General features: G+C 70.1%; 17 protein-coding genes. 8 read left to right on the forward strand and 9 right to left on the reverse strand.

Features of this window, described 5'->3' with window-relative positions; translation table 11 throughout:
• Positions 1–5: 5 nt before the first annotated feature.
• The 4 genes from V1457_RS18180 to V1457_RS18195 form a co-directional block, all read right to left on the reverse strand.
• Complete coding sequence (locus V1457_RS18180; RefSeq protein ID WP_200069905.1) at positions 6–917, reverse strand: 5'-3' exonuclease; 912 nt, start codon at positions 915–917, stop codon at positions 6–8.
• A 65-nt stretch (positions 918–982) separates the two neighbouring features.
• A complete protein-coding gene (locus V1457_RS18185) occupies positions 983–1,159 on the reverse strand; it encodes a DUF397 domain-containing protein (protein WP_338595726.1) in 177 nt (58 codons plus the stop codon).
• 92 nt (positions 1,160–1,251) lie between these two features.
• Positions 1,252–1,428: a DUF397 domain-containing protein gene (locus V1457_RS18190; RefSeq protein ID WP_338595727.1), complete on the reverse strand. Its 177-nt coding sequence runs from the start codon at positions 1,426–1,428 to the stop codon at positions 1,252–1,254.
• A complete protein-coding gene (locus V1457_RS18195; RefSeq protein WP_338595728.1) occupies positions 1,425–2,336 on the reverse strand; it encodes a helix-turn-helix transcriptional regulator in 912 nt (303 codons plus the stop codon). Before V1457_RS18195 ends, V1457_RS18190 begins: the two co-directional genes overlap by 4 nt.
• A 335-nt stretch (positions 2,337–2,671) precedes the next feature.
• Between V1457_RS18195 and V1457_RS18200 the strand changes: the two genes are divergently transcribed.
• The 5 genes from V1457_RS18200 (at position 2,672) to V1457_RS18220 (ending at position 8,374) form a co-directional block, all read left to right on the forward strand.
• Positions 2,672–2,989, forward strand: coding sequence for a hypothetical protein (locus tag V1457_RS18200; protein ID WP_338595729.1), 318 nt, complete (start codon positions 2,672–2,674; stop codon positions 2,987–2,989).
• Positions 2,990–3,395: 406 nt separating this feature from the next.
• Positions 3,396–4,544 (forward strand): Xaa-Pro peptidase family protein, encoded by a 1,149-nt coding sequence (locus V1457_RS18205; RefSeq protein WP_338595731.1) that lies wholly within the window; start codon positions 3,396–3,398, stop codon positions 4,542–4,544.
• Positions 4,541–5,005: an Lrp/AsnC family transcriptional regulator gene (locus V1457_RS18210; protein WP_307849973.1), complete on the forward strand. Its 465-nt coding sequence runs from the start codon at positions 4,541–4,543 to the stop codon at positions 5,003–5,005. The genes V1457_RS18205 and V1457_RS18210 overlap by 4 nt, the downstream gene beginning before the upstream one ends.
• Positions 5,006–5,438: 433 nt before the next feature.
• Positions 5,439–6,914: a condensation domain-containing protein gene (locus V1457_RS18215; protein WP_338595732.1), complete on the forward strand. Its 1,476-nt coding sequence runs from the start codon at positions 5,439–5,441 to the stop codon at positions 6,912–6,914.
• A gap of 20 nt (positions 6,915–6,934) precedes the next feature.
• Positions 6,935–8,374, forward strand: coding sequence for a condensation domain-containing protein (locus V1457_RS18220; RefSeq protein ID WP_338605032.1), 1,440 nt, complete (start codon positions 6,935–6,937; stop codon positions 8,372–8,374).
• A gap of 73 nt (positions 8,375–8,447) precedes the next feature.
• Here the strand turns inward: V1457_RS18220 and V1457_RS18225 are convergent, their stop codons facing one another.
• The gene (locus tag V1457_RS18225; RefSeq protein WP_200069654.1) at positions 8,448–8,879 is read right to left on the reverse strand and encodes an OsmC family protein; all 432 of its coding nucleotides are present in this window, start codon (positions 8,877–8,879) and stop codon (positions 8,448–8,450) included.
• 242 nt (positions 8,880–9,121) lie between these two features.
• Positions 9,122–9,808 carry a TetR/AcrR family transcriptional regulator gene (locus tag V1457_RS18230; protein WP_200069653.1) on the reverse strand — a complete coding sequence of 229 codons (687 nt, stop codon included), beginning with the start codon at positions 9,806–9,808 and terminating at the stop codon, positions 9,122–9,124.
• 200 nt (positions 9,809–10,008) lie between these two features.
• Here V1457_RS18230 and V1457_RS18235 point away from each other — a divergent pair, with 200 nt between their 5' ends.
• Both V1457_RS18235 and V1457_RS18240 read left to right on the forward strand, forming a co-directional pair.
• Entirely contained in the window at positions 10,009–12,711 is a 2,703-nt protein-coding gene (locus tag V1457_RS18235; protein WP_338595733.1) for an MMPL family transporter, read from the forward strand.
• Positions 12,712–12,743: 32 nt separating this feature from the next.
• Complete coding sequence (locus tag V1457_RS18240) at positions 12,744–14,675, forward strand: YhgE/Pip domain-containing protein (RefSeq protein WP_338595734.1); 1,932 nt, start codon at positions 12,744–12,746, stop codon at positions 14,673–14,675.
• A gap of 64 nt (positions 14,676–14,739) precedes the next feature.
• On the opposite strand, the gene V1457_RS18245 is transcribed toward V1457_RS18240, so the two are convergent.
• Together V1457_RS18245 and V1457_RS18250 are read right to left on the reverse strand one after the other, a co-directional pair.
• Positions 14,740–15,603: an alpha/beta fold hydrolase gene (locus V1457_RS18245; protein WP_200069650.1), complete on the reverse strand. Its 864-nt coding sequence runs from the start codon at positions 15,601–15,603 to the stop codon at positions 14,740–14,742.
• Between the two features lie 22 nt (positions 15,604–15,625).
• Entirely contained in the window at positions 15,626–16,306 is a 681-nt protein-coding gene (locus V1457_RS18250) for a TetR/AcrR family transcriptional regulator (protein WP_200069649.1), read from the reverse strand.
• A gap of 304 nt (positions 16,307–16,610) precedes the next feature.
• Here V1457_RS18250 and V1457_RS18255 point away from each other — a divergent pair, with 304 nt between their 5' ends.
• Positions 16,611–17,315: a dienelactone hydrolase family protein gene (locus V1457_RS18255; protein ID WP_200069648.1), complete on the forward strand. Its 705-nt coding sequence runs from the start codon at positions 16,611–16,613 to the stop codon at positions 17,313–17,315.
• 108 nt (positions 17,316–17,423) lie between these two features.
• Here the strand turns inward: V1457_RS18255 and V1457_RS18260 are convergent, their stop codons facing one another.
• Positions 17,424–18,443 (reverse strand): hypothetical protein, encoded by a 1,020-nt coding sequence (locus V1457_RS18260; protein ID WP_200069647.1) that lies wholly within the window; start codon positions 18,441–18,443, stop codon positions 17,424–17,426.
• Between the last annotated feature and the right edge of the window lie 43 nt (positions 18,444–18,486).

Consider the following 18,486-nt stretch of genomic DNA (forward strand, 5'->3'; position numbering starts at 1 on the left):
GCGGATCAGAAAGCGGCGGTGAGGCGTTCCAGCGGCCCGCCGAGGTTCCAGGCGCGGTCGAGTTCGGTCAGGCGGTCCGGGTCGGCCGCGGATTTCGGGAGCGGGTCCGGGCGGTCGAGGACGACCGGGGCGTCGCGGACCACGCGGACCACGGATGGGGCTGCGGCCAGGTATTCGGCGGAATCGGCGAGTTTGCCGCGCACTCGCGGGGTCAGCCGCTTGTCCCCGGCTTCGGCGGCGGAAAGCAGCGCGGCGAGCGAACCGAATTCGGTGATCAGCTTGGCGGCGGTCTTCTCGCCGATGCCCGCGACACCGGGCAGGCCGTCGGACGGATCGCCGCGCAGCACCGCCATTTCCGCGTAGGCGTCCCCGGCCCGGGAAGGATCGAGCGCGTAGCGCTCGGCGAGTTCGGCCGGGCCGTAGTTCTGCGCCTTCGCCAGCCCGCCCCCGACGTAGATCACCCGCACCGGCGCGGGCTCCGGCCGCACCAGCTGGAACAGGTCGCGGTCGCCGGTGACGACTTCGACGGGGTCGGTGCGTTCCCGCTCGGCGAGCACTCCGATCACGTCATCGGCCTCGTAGCCCTCGGCTTCGGCGGTGGCGATGCCGAGCGCGTCGAGCACGTCGAGGATCACCGGGATCTGCGGGCTGAGCGTGTCCGGCACGTCCTCGGCGTCGGGATCTTCCTCGGCAACCCGGTGCGTCTTGTAGGTCGGCAGCGCGTCCACGCGGAACTGCGGCCGCCAGTCGTTGTCCAGGCAGGCGACGAGCCGCGTCGGCCGCCGCTCGGTGATGAGCTTGGCGAGCATGTCGCAGAACCCGCGCACCGAGTTCACCGGCGTCCCGTCCGGCGCGGTCAGCGACTCCGGCAGCGCGTAGTACGACCGGAACCACAGCCCGGCGGCGTCGATCAGCATGAAAGATCCCGTCACGACCTCACCCTGTCACGCCGCCCCGACGGCCGCCCCGGAGCCCGCAGCGCTCACGGCGCGTCGAAGCGCCCCTGCCGGATGGCGGTGAGCAGCGTCGGGACGTCAACGGGCAGCGTCGGCCCTTCTGGGTCCTTGGAGTCGCGCACTCGGCCGCGCGGAATGGACAGTTCGACGCAGTTGCCGTTCGGGTGGGACCGGGTGGATTTTTGCCAGCGCAGTTGGCTCATGTTCGCCTCTCCTGCTCTCCGGTAACCAGCAAGCGACCGCCGCGAGCCGGTGAGCGGCGACGTTGTATGCCGCTCACCGGCTCGGCGTGCGTTCACCGGCGGTCGAAGCGGCCCTGCCGGATGGCGGTGAGCAGCGTCGGGACATCGACGGGTAGCGTTGGGCCGTCCGGGTCCTTGGAGTCGCGCATCCGGCCGCGCGGAATGGACAGTTCGACGCATTCACCGGAGGGATGCGAGTAACTGGACTTCTGCCAGCGTGTGTTCTTCATTTTTGGCTCTCCCAGGTTCGGTGAGCTTGCCTGATGCATTCTAGTGAGTCCGATTTGTCGAAAGCAAGGTTGCGGATTCTGGCCAATGCTTCACGGTGCTGCCGGACGTCGTGGTCGGTCGGGACGAACGCACCTGAGCTGTAGTGCTCGAAGCTCACGACAGATGGTGCTTCCGGGAAGTCGTAGAGGGTGAAGGGTCCGAGCAGGCCGGGATGCCAACCGGTCCGAAGTGGAACGATCTTGATATGGATGTTCGGCCGTGCACTCATGCTGATCAGGTGGCTGAATTGCTCGGCCATGATGGACGGATCGGCCATTGGTTGCTGCAGTACGGCTTCGCTGACGATCGCCTCGAACTTCAGCGCGTTCTCGCGGGTGAGCACTTCGCTGCGTCCGATTCGGGCCATATTCCGGACGTCCTCTTCGGGCTGGGGCAGTCGCAGCTCCTGCATGGTCGCTTTGATGAAGTCAGGCGTCTGCAGCAAGCCTGGGATCATCAACGGCGACCACTGAGAGATCGCCGATGCCGCCCGCTCGCTCTCGATGGCTCCGGCGAGTTGCTGCGGGATGCCCGCGAGCCCGACGGTGAGCCAGTTCGGTTCGGCGGTGTTGCGGGCGAGGTCGAGGATGCGTTCCCGGTCGCCGGACGGCACCCGCAGCGCGGCGAGGATCATGGCGACGGTCTCGATGCTCGGCACCCGGCTGCCGTTCTCCCAATGTGACAATTGGGTGTGCGAAAGTTCCAGTTGACGGGAGAGTGCGCGCAACCCGACTCCGCTCGCGCGGCGGGTTTCCCGCAATGCGGCGGACAGCGCCCTCGCCCGGGGTGTACCTGCGGTTCTGTTCATGTTGATTCCGTTTCTCCGGGCAGCGCCGATAGCGGCACCGATACGCGGTCCGATGATCACGCGATCGCAGCATTGGTGTTGCCGCGGCGCTGACAGTCATGCTGATCGAGCAAACAGTTCCGGCGAACGTCGAAGAAACCATACCGGCATGGTTCCGGCGTTCGAGCACCGCCCTTGCGGAGAACATCACGTCACATGACTGAATTCAGATCGGAGAGGCAACGATGAATATTCCCGGCTCGCCATTCGGGCACCACCATCCTGGTGCCGCGCCGACGCGGTGCGTGTGCGGCAGCGTGTGCCCGAGCCGCACCGAGGGCGCCGCACCGCGCCACGCCCGAGCGTTGTCAGATGATTGTCACTCCCGGCCCGTGCACGCTCATAGAGTCGGACGCATGGACATCCAAGATGCCGCCGCGGGCGCGGACGGCGTGTCCGCTGAGGGGATCGAATGGGCGTGGATGGCACCGGTGCGGGGGTCCCGGTGGCATCTGGTCTCGCGCGATGAGTGGGGCCCGGTCCTCGTCGCGAAGTGCGGCTACCCGCTGTGCGGCCAGGTGGACCGGGTGCTGACCGGTTCGCCGCAGCGCGGACCGCTGCTGGAGGGGGAGCAGCGGTCCGTGTGCACGTCCTGCCTTACCGCGGACGACGAAATCGCACCGCCGGACGACGACGAACTCGTGTGGCCGCCCGAACCCGCGGCTTGCGGCTGACCGACCCCGTAAGCCTGATCAAACCCGGCAGCCTGATCAACCCCGGCAGTTGAGCCGGCCCGCCACCGCACCCCGACCGGTGGCCGGGCCTTGCCCGGTCGGACGAACGCGGCCCCGGACCGCGACGCCGGCCGGGTGCAGAGGGCCGGGGCGGGGGTGCTCTCCCTCTCCCGCCCCGGTTTCCTCGAACCCGGGTTCGGCCTTGTTCGCGGGGGTGCCCGGGTAGCGGAACCTCCGCCGCCGACCCGACGAAGATCAAGCACCCGGGGCTTCCCGCAGCAGGTTCCGCGAAGCGGTGCCGGTCGCCCACGCACCGGAGCGACTCCTCGTCACCGGCCGGTTCCCGGCGGAACGAGACGAACCACCGCCCTGGCGTCCGGGGTCGGCGTGGTTAGGCTTGGCGGCCATGGCCACTGTCTCGCTCAAGCAGGATCCCGCGGTGCTCTCCGCCAGGCTGGACCGCGCCGCGGCCACCGCCGCGGACGCGAACCTGGACGCCCTGCTGATCACGCCCGGTTCGGATCTGCAATACCTGCTGGGAGTCCGCGGGGAATCGTTCGAGCGGCTGAGCACCCTGGTGCTGCCCGCGGCGGGTTCCGAAGCCGCGCCGGTGCTGGTGCTGCCGAAGCTGGAGGCGCCCGGTTACCACGACGTGCCCGCTGACGACCTCGGCGTCGAGGTGGTGACCTGGGTCGACGGCGAGGACCCGCACGCGCTGGTCGCGGACCTGCTGCGGCGCGAGCGCCAGCCCTCGCGGGTCGGGGTCGCCGATGTGATGCCCGCGCTGCACGCCTTGCCGTTGCGGTCCGCGGTCGGCGGCGAGCAGGCGCTGGCCGGTCCGGTGCTGCGCGAGCTGCGGATGCGCAAGGACCCGTCCGAGGTGGCGGCGCTGCGCACCGCGGGCGCGGCGATCGACCGCGTGCACGCGCGGATGGCCGAGTTCCTCACCGCGGGGCGCACCGAGGCGCAGGTGGGCGCGGACATCGCCGCCGCCATCGTCGAGGAGGGCCACACCGAGGCCGACTTCGTCATCGTCGGTTCCGCCGCGAACGGCGCGAGCCCGCACCACGCCCTGTCGGACCGCGTGATCGAGCGCGGCGACGTGGTGGTCGTCGACATCGGCGGGCCGATCCCGGCGGGCTACAACTCGGACTGCACCCGCACCTACGCGGTCGGGGAACCGTCGCAGCCGGACGTGCGCGACACCTACGCGGTGTTGCAGGCGGCCCAGCAGGCCGCGGTGCAAGCGGTGCGTCCCGGCGCCACCGCGGAGTCGATCGACGCGGCCGCGCGGGAACCGATCGCAGCCGCCGGGTTCGGGCGGGAGTTCATCCACCGCACCGGGCACGGCATCGGCCTCGACGTGCACGAGGAGCCGTACGTGGTCGCCGGGAACCGCCTCGAACTGGAGCCGGGCATGGCTTTCAGCATCGAGCCCGGCATCTACCAGGAAGGCCGCTGGGGCGCCCGGATCGAGGACATCGTGATCGTCACCGAGGACGGGGTGGACAGCGTCAACGAACAACCGCACGAGCTGGTGGTGCTACCCGCGTGAACGACCGCAACACTGGCGAGCTGGAAGCGACCGACCGGGCGATCCTGCGCGAACTCGTGCACGACGGCCGGTGCAGCTTCACCGATCTCGCCGAACGGGTGGGCCTGAGCGTGTCCGCCGTGCACCAGCGGGTCCGGCGGCTGGAGCAGCGCGGCGCGCTGCAGGGCTATGTGGCCAAAGTGGACGGTGAGCAGATCGGGCTGCCGATGACCGCGTTCATCTCGCTGACCCCGATAGATCCCGCGGCGCCGGACGATTACCCGCAGCGGCTGGAGCACCTGCCGCAGATCGAGTCCTGCTACTCGGTGGCGGGCGACGAGTCCTACATCCTGCAGGTGCGGGTGGAATCCCCGCTGGGGCTGGAGGATCTGCTGCGCCAGATCCGGGAGTGCGCGAAGGTCTCCACCCGCACGACCGTCGTGCTGTCCACACCGTACGAACACCGCCCGCCGCAGATCTGAGCGCCACTGACCACAGTGGACTGAGCCCCCGTCGCGGGGCGGAAACCAAGGGAGCGGACCGCCGGCCCGGCAAGAACGGGCGAGCGGTCCGCTCTTTTCGTGCCTGCGCGCATTGTGGTGGCGCCCGATTTGAGCGGTTTCCCGGCTGTTCTTGCGGCCGGATCGGCAAGTCGGGGCAAAAATTCCCTTGATCGCTGAACAATTGCATTGACACCACTTTTTGTCCCTCGATCGTGGTATCTGCGGGCGCCGCTGCAAAATTCCACTTTGTGGATTGAATCGTCATTTTCCCAGTGCACGAGCCGATAAGAGCCCCGGGGATTGCAATGGATTCGGCTTGCGGCATTATCGCGGTCCCCATACGCGGATCGGCGTGACGACGCATTGAGCCGACGCGGTGGGCATCGGTGCCGTCGAATTGCGAGTGGGTGGCATGAAGTTCACGGAGATCGCGGATTACCAGGTTAGACCGGGCGCGGTGACGCGGTGGACCGTCGTGCCCGCCGCGGCGGCCCGGCCGCAGGACGACGACCGCCCGCCGTCGCACCTGCAGGAGGACCACCTCCGCAACCACGCCGCCGCGGAGACCGCCCAGCCGAGTTGGCTGGCCGTCGGGTTCGATCTTCCCGGCGAGCTGGACGGAACCGCACTTCGTGCTGCCGTGCTGCGCTGGCTGGACCGGCACGAGTCGCTGCGCAGCGAACTCACCTATCGAGCGGGCGAGCTGCGGCGTCGCACCTGGGAGCCGGGGCGGCTTTCGCTGTCCCGCGAGGAAATCGGCGACTTCGAGGCCGGCGAGGAGATCACCGCCGAGCTGCGCGCGATGTTCAACGCGCACACCGACCCCACCGGCTGGCCGTCCTACGTGTTCGCAACGATCTCGCGCGCCGACTCGGTGACGCTGTGCATGGCGTTCGATCACGGGAACGTGGACGGGTACTCGATCCTGCTGGCGGCGCACGAGGTTCAGGAGCTCTACGCGGCCGAGCGCGAAGGGCGCGGCGCGGAGCTGGCCGAGGTCGGCAGCTACGTCGATTTCTGCGCCGAAGAGCGGGTTTTCACCGATGTATTCGAGCGCTCCGACGAGATCGTGGGCGAGTGGGCGGATTTCGTCGCCTCCTGCGGAGGCGAGCTGCCGAGCTTCCCGCTGCCGCTGGCGGGCGCGGACCTGCGGGTGGACCCCGTGGTGTCCGGTTTTTCGGGGCCGCAACGCGGATTCTGCCGACGGCTGTTGGACGAAGAGGGCGCCGACGCGCTGGAGACCTCGTGCCGCCGCAACGGCGGCAGCGTGTATTCCGGCGTGCTGGCGACCCTCGGCACGGTCGCGAACCTGATGTCGCAGCAGACCACGTTCCGCACGTTGCTGCTGCTGCACACTCGTTCCGCGCAGCGGTGGGCGCAGTCGGTCGGCTGGTTCGTCGGTGTCGCACCGATCCAGCTGCGCACTCCCGAGAGCATCACCGGCGGAGCCGACGTGCTCGAAATGCTGCCCACCGCGGGCAACGCGTTGCGCACGGCGAAGCCGTTGTCGGCGGTTCCGCTGCCGAAGGTCTCCGAACTGCTCGGGACCGAGCTCGTGCCGCGCTTCGTGCTGTCCTACATGGACATGCGCGCCAGTCCAGGCGCGTGCAACTGGGACGACTGGAACGCGCAAGCGCTGCACGCGCCCGCCACTTCGGCGGACGAGGTCTACCTCTGGGTCAACCGCAACCACAACGGCATCGACGTGACGTGCCGCTTTCCCGGCACCGCGGCGGCAGCGGCGGTGCTCGACGACTACGTGCACCAGATCCGGCGGCTGCTGCGCGCGGTGGCCGTCGCCGGTCTCGCCACCACCATCCCTCCAATGTGGACGGAGTCCGCACCGGAACGCGAGTCCGCGCCGGACGCCGTGTCCCGAACCAGCTGAAAGGAGTCAGCTCCGTGCGGATGAACGAACTCTCGCAGCAGGAGCCGGAACCCGGCCTGCTCGTAGAATGGCGGCCGACCACTCGCACCGAGGTGGCCGTGCAGCAGCGCGCGGAACATCCCGCACCGGCTTCGCCCATCCAGGAGAGCCACTTGCGCCGGGAGGTGGCCAACGATGCCGCGGGGGTGGCGCATTCTTCCTGGCTGGGCACGTCTTTCGAGCTGCCGGGCAGGATCGACCCGGACGCGATGGCGGCCGCCTGGCGGCAATGGGTGCGCAGGCACGGCACGATGCTGACGTGGTTCGAGCCGGATGCCGACGGCGAGCTGCGCCGGTACGCGATCGCTGGTGACGACGTGGAATTCGCGCCCGTCGAACTGGGCGAGCACACCGGCCCCGAAATCCGCGAGCACCTGCTGAACCGGTTCGACGACGCGGCGAAAGCGCTGCACTGGCCGCCGTTCGTGCTCGGCGCGGTGCTGCGCGCAGAATCGTCCACTGTGTACTTCGCAGTGGATCACGGGCACACCGACGGATATTCGATGGTCCTGGTGTTCGACGAGCTGCGGCGGCTCTACGAGCAGGAGATCACCGGAGTGGACCCCGGACTGCCGGAGGTCGGCGACCACGCGGAATTCGCCGCGCGGGAACGAGCCGCCGAGATCCCGGAGCGGTCGCTGACCGCCGCCGTCGAGCTGTGGAGCGATTTCTGGCTCAGCGGCGGGAAAAAGCCCGCGGGATTCCCGCTGCCGCTCGGGCTGGCCGACGGCGAGGCAGCGACCTCCCGGCTGATCGAGTACGAGTTGTTCGACCCCCGGCAGGCCAACGTGTTCGGGCGCCGTTGCCGGGAGCACGGCGGTGGTTTCGCGGCAGGCCTGTTCGTGGCGCTGGCCATCGCTTCGGCCGAGCTGGCCGGGGAGGAGACGTACCGGACGCTGACTCCGGTGCACACCCGCGACGAGCCGCGCTGGGCGGCCGCGCACGGGTGGTTCATCAACCTGGTCCCGATCCACTTCGAGCTGACCGGTTCGCGCACCTTCGGCGAAGTGCTGCTCCAGGCCGAGCAGGCGTTCGCCCGGGCGCGCGGCATCGCGGACGTGCCGATGATCAAGCTGATGCAGCACCTCGGCTCGCGGCTCTCGCTGGACGGCATCGAACAGACGGTGCTGCCGATGACGTCGTTCATGGATGGGCGGCGGATTCGCGGCCACGAGGATTGGCAGCGTGCGGACGCGCAGGTCCTCGGCGGCCCGCGCGAAGAGACCGACGTGATGCTCTGGGTCAACCGGGCGCGGGAGTGGACCTGCCTGCTGGTCAGCCATCCGGATACCCAGGTGGCCGCCGAGAACGTCGGCCGCTACTCGGAGCGGGTGCGTTCGGTGCTGCACCGGGTCGTCGAGCACGGGGATCACGAACTGCGCCGCGAGCACGCGCGGCCCGAACCGGCGTCACCGGGCTGACTTTCCCCGATCACCGGGTGAAACGCGAAAAGTCCCTTGTGGACGATCCACAAGGGACTTTTCGCGCGCGGGCTCAGCCCAGCGCTGCGTCCAAGGTGATCGTGGTGCCGGTCAGCGCGGCCGAGACCGGGCAGATCTCCTTGGCCTTCTGCGCGGCCTGCTGGAAGGTGTCCTCGTCGGCGCCGGGAACGTTGGCGCGCACGGTCAGCGCGATGCCGGTGATGGCGAACCCGCCGCCGGACTTGCCGAGGGTGACCTCCGCGCTGGCGTCGATCCGCTCCGGGGTGAGCCCGGATTCCCCGAGCACGCCGGAAAGCTGCATGCTGAAGCAGGAGGAGTGCGCGGCCGCGATCAGCTCCTCCGGGCTGGTCTGCCCGGCCGGGTCCTCCGCGCGCGTCGCGAACGAGACCGGGAACTGGCCCGCGTTCGAGGAATCCAGCGTCACCAGGCCCGACCCAGAGCCCAGGTCGCCGTTCCAAGTGGTCGTGGCGTTGCGATCGGCCATGGCAGTTCTCCTTGTCGTCGACTGCGTCGGGTGCCGGGTCCTCCCGGGGCGGCCGGGTCTTCCCGGAACGGCGGGGTCTTCCCGGAACGGCCGGGATCGGCCGCACTGCCGGGAACACCCCGAGCCTGGCAAAGCTTCCTTGATCATGCCGTGCGGAATCTCATCGCGCACCGGACCGGCCGTGGGCGGCCCCGGCTACGAATGATCTCCGGTCACCGGAATCCGAGCGGACCGGATCCGGGTCAATCCGCCGGACGCACCTCGGTGAGGCTGTGGATCAACGGCGGCAGCGTCTGCATGATGGTGTCCCGCGCGGCCTTCTCGGCATCCTGCGCACCGGAGAGGATCGCCTCCTGCATCGCGGACTCGAACTGGTCCAGCAGCAGCCGGGTCAGGTGCAGCGGGTCGATCAGGAAGCGCAGCCCCACCGAGCCGAGCGCGGCGTCGACTATCGACGCCAGCTCGTGCTGGAACGCCTGCGAACTCTCCAGGAAGCGCGGCGCGACCTGCGGATCGCGCATCGCCAGCAGCCGGAATTCGCTGTTGAGCAGCGACCACTGCCGGTTCTCCGGCTGCACCGCCAGGATGTCGGCGATCACCCCTTCGATCCGCGCCGGATCGGGCTTGCCGCCGGTTCCGCCGAGCGCGGCGACCGCGTCGTCGAACCGTTCGCGCAGCGTCTCCAGCCGCATCCGGTTCTCCCGGTCGGCCAGCGCGAAGAACAGCTCCTCCTTGCTGGCGAAGTTGGAGTAGAACGCGCCGCGGGTGAACCCGGCGTCGTCGCAGATGGCCTCGATGGAGGTGCCGTTGATGCCGTGCTCGCAGAACTGCCGGTAGGCGGCGTCGATGAGCCGTTCCCGCGTCTTGGCCCGGCGCGCGGTCTCCCGTGCGCCGCCTTCCGGCGCCCCGGCGGCCTTGCTCGTGTTCACGCGGACTTCCTCCTCGACGCCGGACCAGGATGACCCAGGACCGGGATCTATACCAGCAGTTTCGACCTTGGACTTGCACCCGGGTGGGGACGGTCGATGGTATCGGATACGCTGCTGTATCGGATACAGCGCCGTATCCGTGTCCTTCGTCCGTTAGTGGCATAGACCCGTCCGGTACGTCCGGTGACAGGGAGTCTGGCGTGTCGTCGTTCCTCTACTCAGTCGGTCGCCGAGCATTCGCCGCCCGCAAGACCGTCCTGCTGATCTGGCTGCTGGTGCTGGCCATCGCGGGAGGCGGTGCGGGCCTGATGAACCAGGGCCTGGACAACAACGTCAGCATCCCGGGCACCGAGGCGCAGAACGCCCTCGAGCGGCTGTCGGTGACTTTCCCGCAGACCAGCGGCGCCTCGGCGCAGGTCCTCACGGTCGCGCCGCAAGGCGTGCGCGATCCGGCCGTGCGCGCCGAGATCGACAAGACCGTCCGCGAACTCGAGAACATGGACGGCGTCGCCTCGGTGATCTCGCCGTACCAGGAGGACCTGGGCGGTTCGATCAGCGACGACGGCCAAGCCGGCATCATCATGGCCCAGCTCGAAGGCCAGACCCAATCGATCGGGCAGCCCACCAAGGACCGCATCGCCCAGATCGCCGCCGACCTGCAGGACCGGCTGCCGGAAGGTGCGCAGGCCTCGCACGGCGGTCCGTTGTTCTCCACCGAGATCCCGGGCCTGAGCATCGTCGAAGCACTCGGCCTGGTGATCGCGATCGTGGTGCTCGTGATCACCCTCGGCTCGTTCCTGGCGGCAGGGATGCCGCTGATCAACGCACTGCTAGGGGTGGGGATCTCCACCGCGCTGATCTTCCTGGCCACGGCGATTTGGACGATCAACGCGACCACCCCGCTGCTGTCGCTGATGCTCGGCCTGGCCGTGGGTATCGACTACGCGCTGTTCATCGTGTCCAGACACCAGCAAGAACTGGCCGAGGGCGTATCGCCGCAGGAAGCCGCGGCGCGCTCCACGGCCACCGCGGGTTCGGCGGTCATCTTCGCCGGGCTCACCGTGATGATCGCGCTGGTCGGGCTCGGCGTGGCGGGCATCCCGTTCCTGACCACGATGGGCATCGCGGCCGCGGTCGGCGTCGGCATCGCGGTGCTGGTGTCGGTGACGCTGATGCCCGCGCTGCTGGGCTTCGCGCGCAACCGGATCAAGGCGCGGGAACCGAAAAAGCGCGCCAAGCGCCCGTTCGGCGAGCGGTTCTTCAGCGGCTGGGTGCGCGCGGTGACCCGCTTCCCGATCGTCACCGTGGTGCTCGTGATCGGGGCGCTCGGGATGGCCACGTTGCCAGCGGCCGGGCTGCGGCTGGCACTGCCCGACTCCGGGGCGCTGCCGAAGGAAGACCCGGCCCGGGTCACCTACGAGCGAATCGCCGAACACTTCCCGAAGGGCTTCAACGGCCCGCTGATCGTCACCGGCAACATCGTCACCAGCAACGACCCGCTCGGGCTGATGAACGACCTCAAGGGCGAGATCGAGCGGCTGCCCGGCGTGGCCGACGTGCCGATGGCCACCCCGAACCCGACCGCCGACACCGGCATCGTGCAGGTGGTCCCCGAAGGCGCGCCGGATTCCGAGCAGACCAAGCAGCTCGTCGACGAGCTCCGCTCGCTGCGGCCGCACTTCCAGGAGACCTACGGGGTGAACCTCTCGGTCACCGGGTTCACCGCGGTCGGCATCGACGTCTCGGCCAAGCTCGGTGAGGCGCTGCTGCCGTTTGCCGTGGTCGTGGTCGGGCTGTCGCTGATCCTGCTGACGATGGTGTTCCGCTCCATCGCGGTGCCGATCAAGGCGACGCTGGGATACTTGCTCAGCATCGGGTCCTCGCTGGGCATCGTCGCGCTGGTGTTCCAGCACGGCTGGCTGGCCGAATTCTTCGGCGTCACCCGTGCCGGACCGGTGATCAGCTTCATGCCGATCGTGCTAATGGGCGTGCTGTTCGGGCTGGCGATGGACTACGAGGTCTTCCTGGTCACGCGAATGCGCGAGGAATTCGTGCACACCAGGGACGCGCGCGGATCAGTCCACAGAGGATTCGTGTCCTCGGCGAAGGTCGTCACCGCCGCCGCGGTGATCATGTTCGCGGTGTTCATCGCGTTCGTGCCGGAGGGCGATGCGAACCTGAAGCCGATCGCGCTCGGGCTCGCCGTCGGTGTGTTCGTCGACGCGTTCATCGTGCGCATGACGCTGGTGCCCGCGGTGCTGGCGCTGCTGGGCGACCGGGCGTGGTGGATGCCGCGCAAGCTGGACCGGGTGCTGCCCTCGTTCGACGTGGAAGGCGAGAACCTGCGCGAGGAGATCGAGCTGGCCGACTGGCCCAGCCCCGGCTCCGACGAGGCGATCGCCTGCGAAGGGCTGCGGATGGCCGACCCGTCCGGCGGCGACCCGATCTACCAGGACGTCGGTTTCCTGTTGCCGCGCCAGGGAATCCACGTCGTGCGCGGCACGCACGAGTCCGCGATCAGCGCGTTGCTGCTGACGCTGTCCGGCCGGTTGAAGGCCGACGGCGGCAGGTTGAAGGTCCTCGGCTACGTGCTGCCCGCCCGCGCATCGTCGGTGCGCTCGCGGGTCGCCTACGTCGACGTCGGCGAAGGCGGCGCGGAGTCGGTGCGCAGCGCGCTCGCCGAGGATCCCGCCGTGCTGGTGCTGGACCGCACCGACCGGGTCTCCGACCCCGCGGCGCGCCTGGAGATCCGGGAGTTGCTGACCGGTTCCCGTCCCACGGTGCTGGCAGGAACGACCGGCCTGGCGGACGTGCGCGACATTCTGCCCGGGATCGGCTCGATGACCGAACTGCGAGACGACGCCGAAGCCATGCCCAACGTGCTCTCCGGCGCGACCCGGTAAGCCGCGACCGCTAGAAAGCAGAGGAATTCACTGTGAGTCCGTCGCTGAAGGAGCGGTCCCGGTTCCGGGTCCGCTGGCTGCCGCTGCTCGGCCTGCTGCTGGTGCCGCTGGCCATCGCGGGCCTGCTGACCTGGTCGCTGGGCAAACCGCAGGACCGGCTCAAGGACGTCAAGGCCGCGGTGGTGAACACCGACGAGCCGGTCGAGATCAACGGCCAGCTCACCCCGCTGGGCAGGCAGCTGTCCGCGAAGCTGGTCGGCGGTGAGATCAAGAGCAACTACACCTGGGAGTTCGCCACTCCGGACACCGCGCGAGAAGGACTGGAGGACGGCACCTATTCGGCGGTCGTGACGATCCCGAAGAACTTCTCCCAGGCCGCCACCTCGTTCTCCGGCGATCCGGCGCAGGCCAAGCGCGCCACCGTCGACGTCGACACCGGCGACCGCAGCCGGCTGGCCGACGAGGCGATCAGCAAGACGGTGACCGACACCGCCGCGAACCTGCTCGGCCAGCAGTTGACCACCACCTACCTGGACAACATCTACGTCGGGTTCAACACCCTCAACGACCAGCTCGGCGAAGCCTCGAAGGGCGCGACGCAGCTGGCCGACGGCGCCGACCAGCTCGCGGGCGGCACCGATCAGCTCTCCGGTGGTGCAGGTCAGCTGGCGGACGGCACGCGGCAGCTCGCGGGCGGGCTCGGCGCGCTGGACAACGGCGCTGGTCAGCTCGCGCAGGGCATGAACGCGTTGACCGGCGGGTTGCAGCAGATCCAGCAGCAGACCGCGCAGCTGCCCGACCAGGTCGGCACGCTGGCCGATGTCTCCGCGAAGGAATCCCAGGGCGTGCAGCAGCTCAACACCGGGCTGCAGGGCATGGCCAAGGAACTGGGCGAGATGTCCAAGGAGTGCCCGCCCGGTGTGGTGCCGATGTGCAACAAGCTGGCGGTGCAGGCCGCGACGGCGAAGGCGCTGTCCGAGGGCGGCGGACAGTTGCAGCAGGCCAGCACCGGTGTTTCCGGTGGGCTGGAGCAGCTTTCCGGCGGGCTGCCCGCGCTCACCGGCGGTCTCGGCCAGCTCGCCGGAGGCGCCGAGCAGCTCAACGGCGGAATGGGGCAGCTCGCCGGTGGGCTGTCGCAGACCAGCGGCGGTGCCGGTCAGCTCGCCGACGGCGCCGACCAGCTCGCGGGCGGCACCCGCGGCCTCGCCGACGGCGCACGGCAGCTCGGCGACGGCACCGGGCAGCTGTCCGACGGCCTGGGCGAGGCGGTCGAGAAGCTGCCGAAGTACCCGGACGGGGACCGCGACAAGCTGGCGAAGGCGGTGGCGAACCCGGTCACGACCGCGGAAGGCACCTCCATCGGCTTCGGCTCGTCCGGCCTGGCGCTGTACGCGGTGCTGGCGCTGTGGGCAGGCGCGGTGATCACGTTCCTGGTGCTGCGCCCGAAGCCGGAGCGGACGCTGGAATCGACCCGCTCGTCGTTCCGGCTGGCTCTGGACCAGGCCCGATCGCCCGCCGCGCTCGCGGTGGTGCAGGGGCTGCTGGTGAGCGTGGTCGTCGGCATCGCAGGGGATCTCTCGGCGGGGCAGTGGTTCGGTTGCGCCGGGTTGCTGGCGCTGACCGCGGTCGCGTTCACCGCGGTCAACCAGGGACTCGCGGCCGCGTTCGGCAACATCGGGCGGTTCGTCGGATTGCTGGTGGGGCTGGTCGTGCTGGCGAACGGCTTCATCTCGGCGGTGCCCGGCGTGCTCGGGCAGATCTCCGCGGCGCTGCCGGTCGGTCCGGCGCAGGACGCGCTGCGGGCACTCACCGGCGGCGGCACCGTCGGCGGCGGCTCGATCGCGGTGCTGGTCGTGTGGGGGCTGGCCGGACTGGTGGTGACTTACCTGGCCGTCGAGCGCGGCCGGACGGTCCGCGCCACCCAGTTCCGCCCGGCCTACACCTTCCGCCGCGGCATGGCATGACCGAGCGGGCCGGCCGGGACCACCGGCCGGCCCGTTTCCTTCCGATGTGGACGCCTCGCGCGGCTCAGCGCGGCGGCTGCGCAGCGGACGGCGTCAGGAACTCCGCGATCAGCGAGTTGACGCGGGCCGGTGACTGGCGTGCCGACCAGTGCCCGTTGCCGGGCAGCACCTCCAGGCGCGCGCCCGGGACCCGCCGGGCTGCTGCGGCGGTGTGCTCCGGTTTCACCCCGACGTCGCGGTCGCCCTGGATGAACAGCGCCGGGCAGCGGATCTCGGGCAGGCGGTCGCGCAGGTCCACGTTCATCGCGCGCAGGCCGATCGAGGCGTTCTGCCAATCCGAGGCGCCGGCGCCGTTGGCCAGCACTTCCCGGTGGATCTCGGTGACCACGTCGTCGAAGTCGGCGACCGGCCCGGCGAACAGCGCCCGCCTGGCGAACCAGGCGACCATCGCCCGGTGCCGGAACAGCAGGCCGGACAGGCGGGACGTGAGCGGGGCCAGCTTGGCGGTCAACCACAGCAGCTGGTGCAGACCGGGCGGGAACGACAGGACACCGCCCGGTGCCAGCGCGACCAGCCGCCGCACCCGCTCCGGGTGCTCGATGGCGTAGGCCAGCGTCAGCGCCCCGCCCTGGGACAGTCCGACCAGACTCGCGTCGTCGAGTCCGAAGTGGTCGAGCACGGCGCCGATGCAGCGCAGCATCACGTCGTGGTCGGCGGGTCCGCGCCACGGCCTGCTCGCGCCCTGCTTGGGCCAGTCCAGGGCGAAGACCCGGTGCTGGGTCGCGAGCGCGGGAATGAGGTGCCGCCAGCTCAGCAGCGCGTTGTCCAGCCCGGCGCCGCTGAGCAGCAGGACCGGACTACCGCTCTGCCCGGCGCTGAGCACGCGCAGGCTGCCCTCGGGAAGGTCGATGAAGGTGCTCCGGTGCATCAGGTCCCCCGTTCACCGCGGATCATTCCGCCGGACTCCCAAGTTGCTCCTGCACGCGATCGAGCAGGTGCAGCTGCGCCCGGCGGGTCGCCCCGTCGTCGCGCGCGGCCGCGGTCCGATCCAACCCGCTTTCGACCATGTCGGTGATCACGTCCAGGACGGGTTCCAGCCGATCGTCGCTGAGCCCGCCCACCAGCGGGCCGATGGAGAACACGCCGACGGTGAGCGCGCTGAGGGCGATCGAGACGTCCTCCGGGTCGACGTCGCCGCGAACGGCCCCGGCGCGCTGCAACTCGTCGAGGTAGCGCGTGACCCACGCGACGCGCGCTGCGTAGCGGTCGTCCGTGCGGTCGCGGATGTAGCTGCCGAGCACGTCCGTGTCGGCTTGCAGGAATGCGCGCGCTAGCGGGTCCCGGAGCAGCGCGCGGATGCCGAACCGGTATGCCGCGGCCAGCCCCACCGGTCCGCTGCTGCCTTCGACCCCGGCGCGCACTTCGGCGAGCATCCGCTGCGAGTTGCGCACCAGCAGTGCGTCCAGCACCGCGCCCTTGCTCGGGAATTCCCGGTACACCGCGCCCTTGGCGATGCCGGATCGCGCCGAGATCTCCGCGATGCTCGTGCGGTCGTAGCCGTTCGCGCAGAACAGCTCCTCGGCGCGGTCGAGGATGACCGAGGCGCGGTGCGGGATCAGCGGTCTGGGCAACGGGTCCTCCTCCCGAACGGTAATGACCAATATGCATGTTTCGGTCACTACGGCGCAAGGGCGCGTCGATACGAGGTCGGCGTGCGGCAGGCCCGAAACTTCGCCCTACGCCTAGTAGGGTCTGCTCGGCGGAGCCGTTGCGCCGCAAGGCATCGCCTGGGCGCACGCGGTGATGCCCAGCGGCGCGGGCCGGGCACGACGCTCGCGCGTGGCCGTACCCGGACCGGTGCGCCGGAAGCGGCCGGGAAGGTCCCGCGGCCCCGCCACGCACACCACAGCTGGACGACCATCGAGGTTCGGTGCCATGACTGAGCAGATCCCCACCGCGGACGGCAGGCTCGAAGGCCACCTGTCCGTGCCGTATCCGTCGATCTCCGGTGCAGCGCCGTGGCCCGGCGTGGTGGTCGTGCACGACGCTTTCGGGCTGAACCAGGACACCAAGAACATCACCGACCGGTTCGCCTCCGCCGGATACCTCGCGATCGCGCCGGACCTCTACAGCCGAGGCGGTTTCGCGCGCTGCGTGCGCTCGGTCTTCGGCCAGCTCAGCAAGGGCAGCGGCCGAGCGTTCGAGGACATCGAAGCGGCTCGCGAGCTGCTCGCGAGCCGGTCCGACTGCACCGGCGCGGTCGGCGTCGCCGGGTTCTGCATGGGTGGTGGCTTCGCGCTGCTGGCCGCGCCGCGCGGGTTCCAGGCCGCGGCGCCGTACTACGGGCAGGTGCCTTCGGACGCCGAGGTGCTGGCCGGGTCTTGCCCTGTGGTGGCCAGCTTCGGCGGCAAGGACCCGACGCTGCGCGGTGCCGCGGACAAGCTGGATTCGCAGCTGACCGAGCTGGGCGTGCCGCACGACGTCAAGGAGTACCCGGAAGCCGGGCACAGCTTCGCCAACCAGCTGCCGGTCGGCCCGTTCGGGCCGCTGACCCGGGTGCTGGGCTTCGGTTACCACCACGAGTCGTCCGAGGACGCCTGGCAGCGGGTGCGGAACTTCTTCGCCGAGCACCTGAGCTGAGCGGGATCAACTCGGCCCGCCGCGCGCCGCAGCAGCCTCCGGTCGCGGTGCTGTACGCGGCGAGCAGAGATGATGCCGGGTGCGCCAGCGCGACCTCCGAAGAACCGATCACCCCGGGCTGAGCAGCTCGCGCGCCCGCCGCAGCATCGCCGCGCCATCCGGATGCCCGGGCAGCCACTGCTCGGGTTCGCCGATGGTGAGCTCCACCCGGCCGTCCGGCAGCATCCTGCTGCCTTCCGGCGGGCCTCCGAGCGCAGCGAGCAGTTCCTCGGACAGCAGCTGGTACCACAACGGCCGGGTCGGCCGGACCTTCGCGGACGCCTGGTGCGGATGCGCGTACGGGAACAGCCGATCCCGCTCGGCGATCCCCGCGCAGCCCCACGCCAATGCACCGCTGCCCGCGCGGATCAGCTCGCGCTGCGCCCGCAACGCTTCGGGCACGTCGACGGCGGGCCCCGCCGCCCCGATCGTCGCGCCGTGCCGGAAGAAATCGCCCATCCCGACCGCGAAACCACCGGTGCTGAAGTCGGTCGACAGCAGCGTCATCCCGCCGTCGGTCCGCAATTTCGCCTCGACCGCAGCGGCCAGGTCCTGCCTCGCCAGTTCGACCTCGGCGGAGCCGAACACGCCCAGCAGCTGATGTTCGTCCTGGTCGCTCGGCAACCAGCGCAACGCCAGGTCGACGACCTCGGCACCGGGCCGGTCGGCCACTCGCGGGGAATCCGGGCCCGCACGGCCGCGCAGCCAGCCGCGCGCGATCGGGGAAAACGCGTCCAGCGCGGTGTAGCGGTCTCCGATGGCCGGGGCGGGACCGATCTCGGCGTCGGTCACGCCGTGCTCGTCCAGCCGGTGCGCGAGCAGGTCCGGCGTCCGTTCCCGTTCGCTCAGCGGCAGGTCCTCGCCGAAGTCCACCATGATCAGCGAGCCGATGGGGGAGCGCATCGGCTCGGAGACGTACTTCGGGCCCTCCGGCTCGTCGCCGCCCGAAGTTCCCAGCTCGCGCAGATCCGCGCACGCCGCCCGCAGCGCCCGCGTGACCTCCGGGCCGGTGGACGTGCGCACGAGCAGCGTGACCGTTGGGTCGCCCCGCAACAGCTGCGCGGTACCGCGCCGGATGTCGATCGTCATGCCGTCCCCTCAGTGCGATGGCCGAACGGGCAACCGGCCGAAC

This window comes from Saccharopolyspora sp. SCSIO 74807, assembly GCF_037023755.1.
Lineage (GTDB): Bacteria > Actinomycetota > Actinomycetes > Mycobacteriales > Pseudonocardiaceae > Saccharopolyspora_C > Saccharopolyspora_C galaxeae.

Bases quoted from the DNA above. Each gene is read 5' to 3' on its own strand.
- V1457_RS18180 (WP_200069905.1), bottom strand. From the start codon at position 917: ATGCTGATCGACGCCGCCGGGCTGTGGTTCCGGTCGTACTACGCGCTG.
- V1457_RS18185 (WP_338595726.1), bottom strand. From the start codon at position 1,159: ATGAGCCAACTGCGCTGGCAAAAATCCACCCGGTCCCACCCGAACGGC.
- V1457_RS18190 (WP_338595727.1), bottom strand. From the start codon at position 1,428: ATGAAGAACACACGCTGGCAGAAGTCCAGTTACTCGCATCCCTCCGGT.
- V1457_RS18200 (WP_338595729.1), top strand. From the start codon at position 2,672: ATGGACATCCAAGATGCCGCCGCGGGCGCGGACGGCGTGTCCGCTGAG.
- V1457_RS18205 (WP_338595731.1), top strand. From the start codon at position 3,396: ATGGCCACTGTCTCGCTCAAGCAGGATCCCGCGGTGCTCTCCGCCAGG.
- V1457_RS18215 (WP_338595732.1), top strand. From the start codon at position 5,439: ATGAAGTTCACGGAGATCGCGGATTACCAGGTTAGACCGGGCGCGGTG.
- V1457_RS18220 (WP_338605032.1), top strand. From the start codon at position 6,935: ATGAACGAACTCTCGCAGCAGGAGCCGGAACCCGGCCTGCTCGTAGAA.
- V1457_RS18225 (WP_200069654.1), bottom strand. From the start codon at position 8,879: ATGGCCGATCGCAACGCCACGACCACTTGGAACGGCGACCTGGGCTCT.
- V1457_RS18245 (WP_200069650.1), bottom strand. From the start codon at position 15,603: ATGCACCGGAGCACCTTCATCGACCTTCCCGAGGGCAGCCTGCGCGTG.
- V1457_RS18255 (WP_200069648.1), top strand. From the start codon at position 16,611: ATGACTGAGCAGATCCCCACCGCGGACGGCAGGCTCGAAGGCCACCTG.
- V1457_RS18260 (WP_200069647.1), bottom strand. From the start codon at position 18,443: ATGACGATCGACATCCGGCGCGGTACCGCGCAGCTGTTGCGGGGCGAC.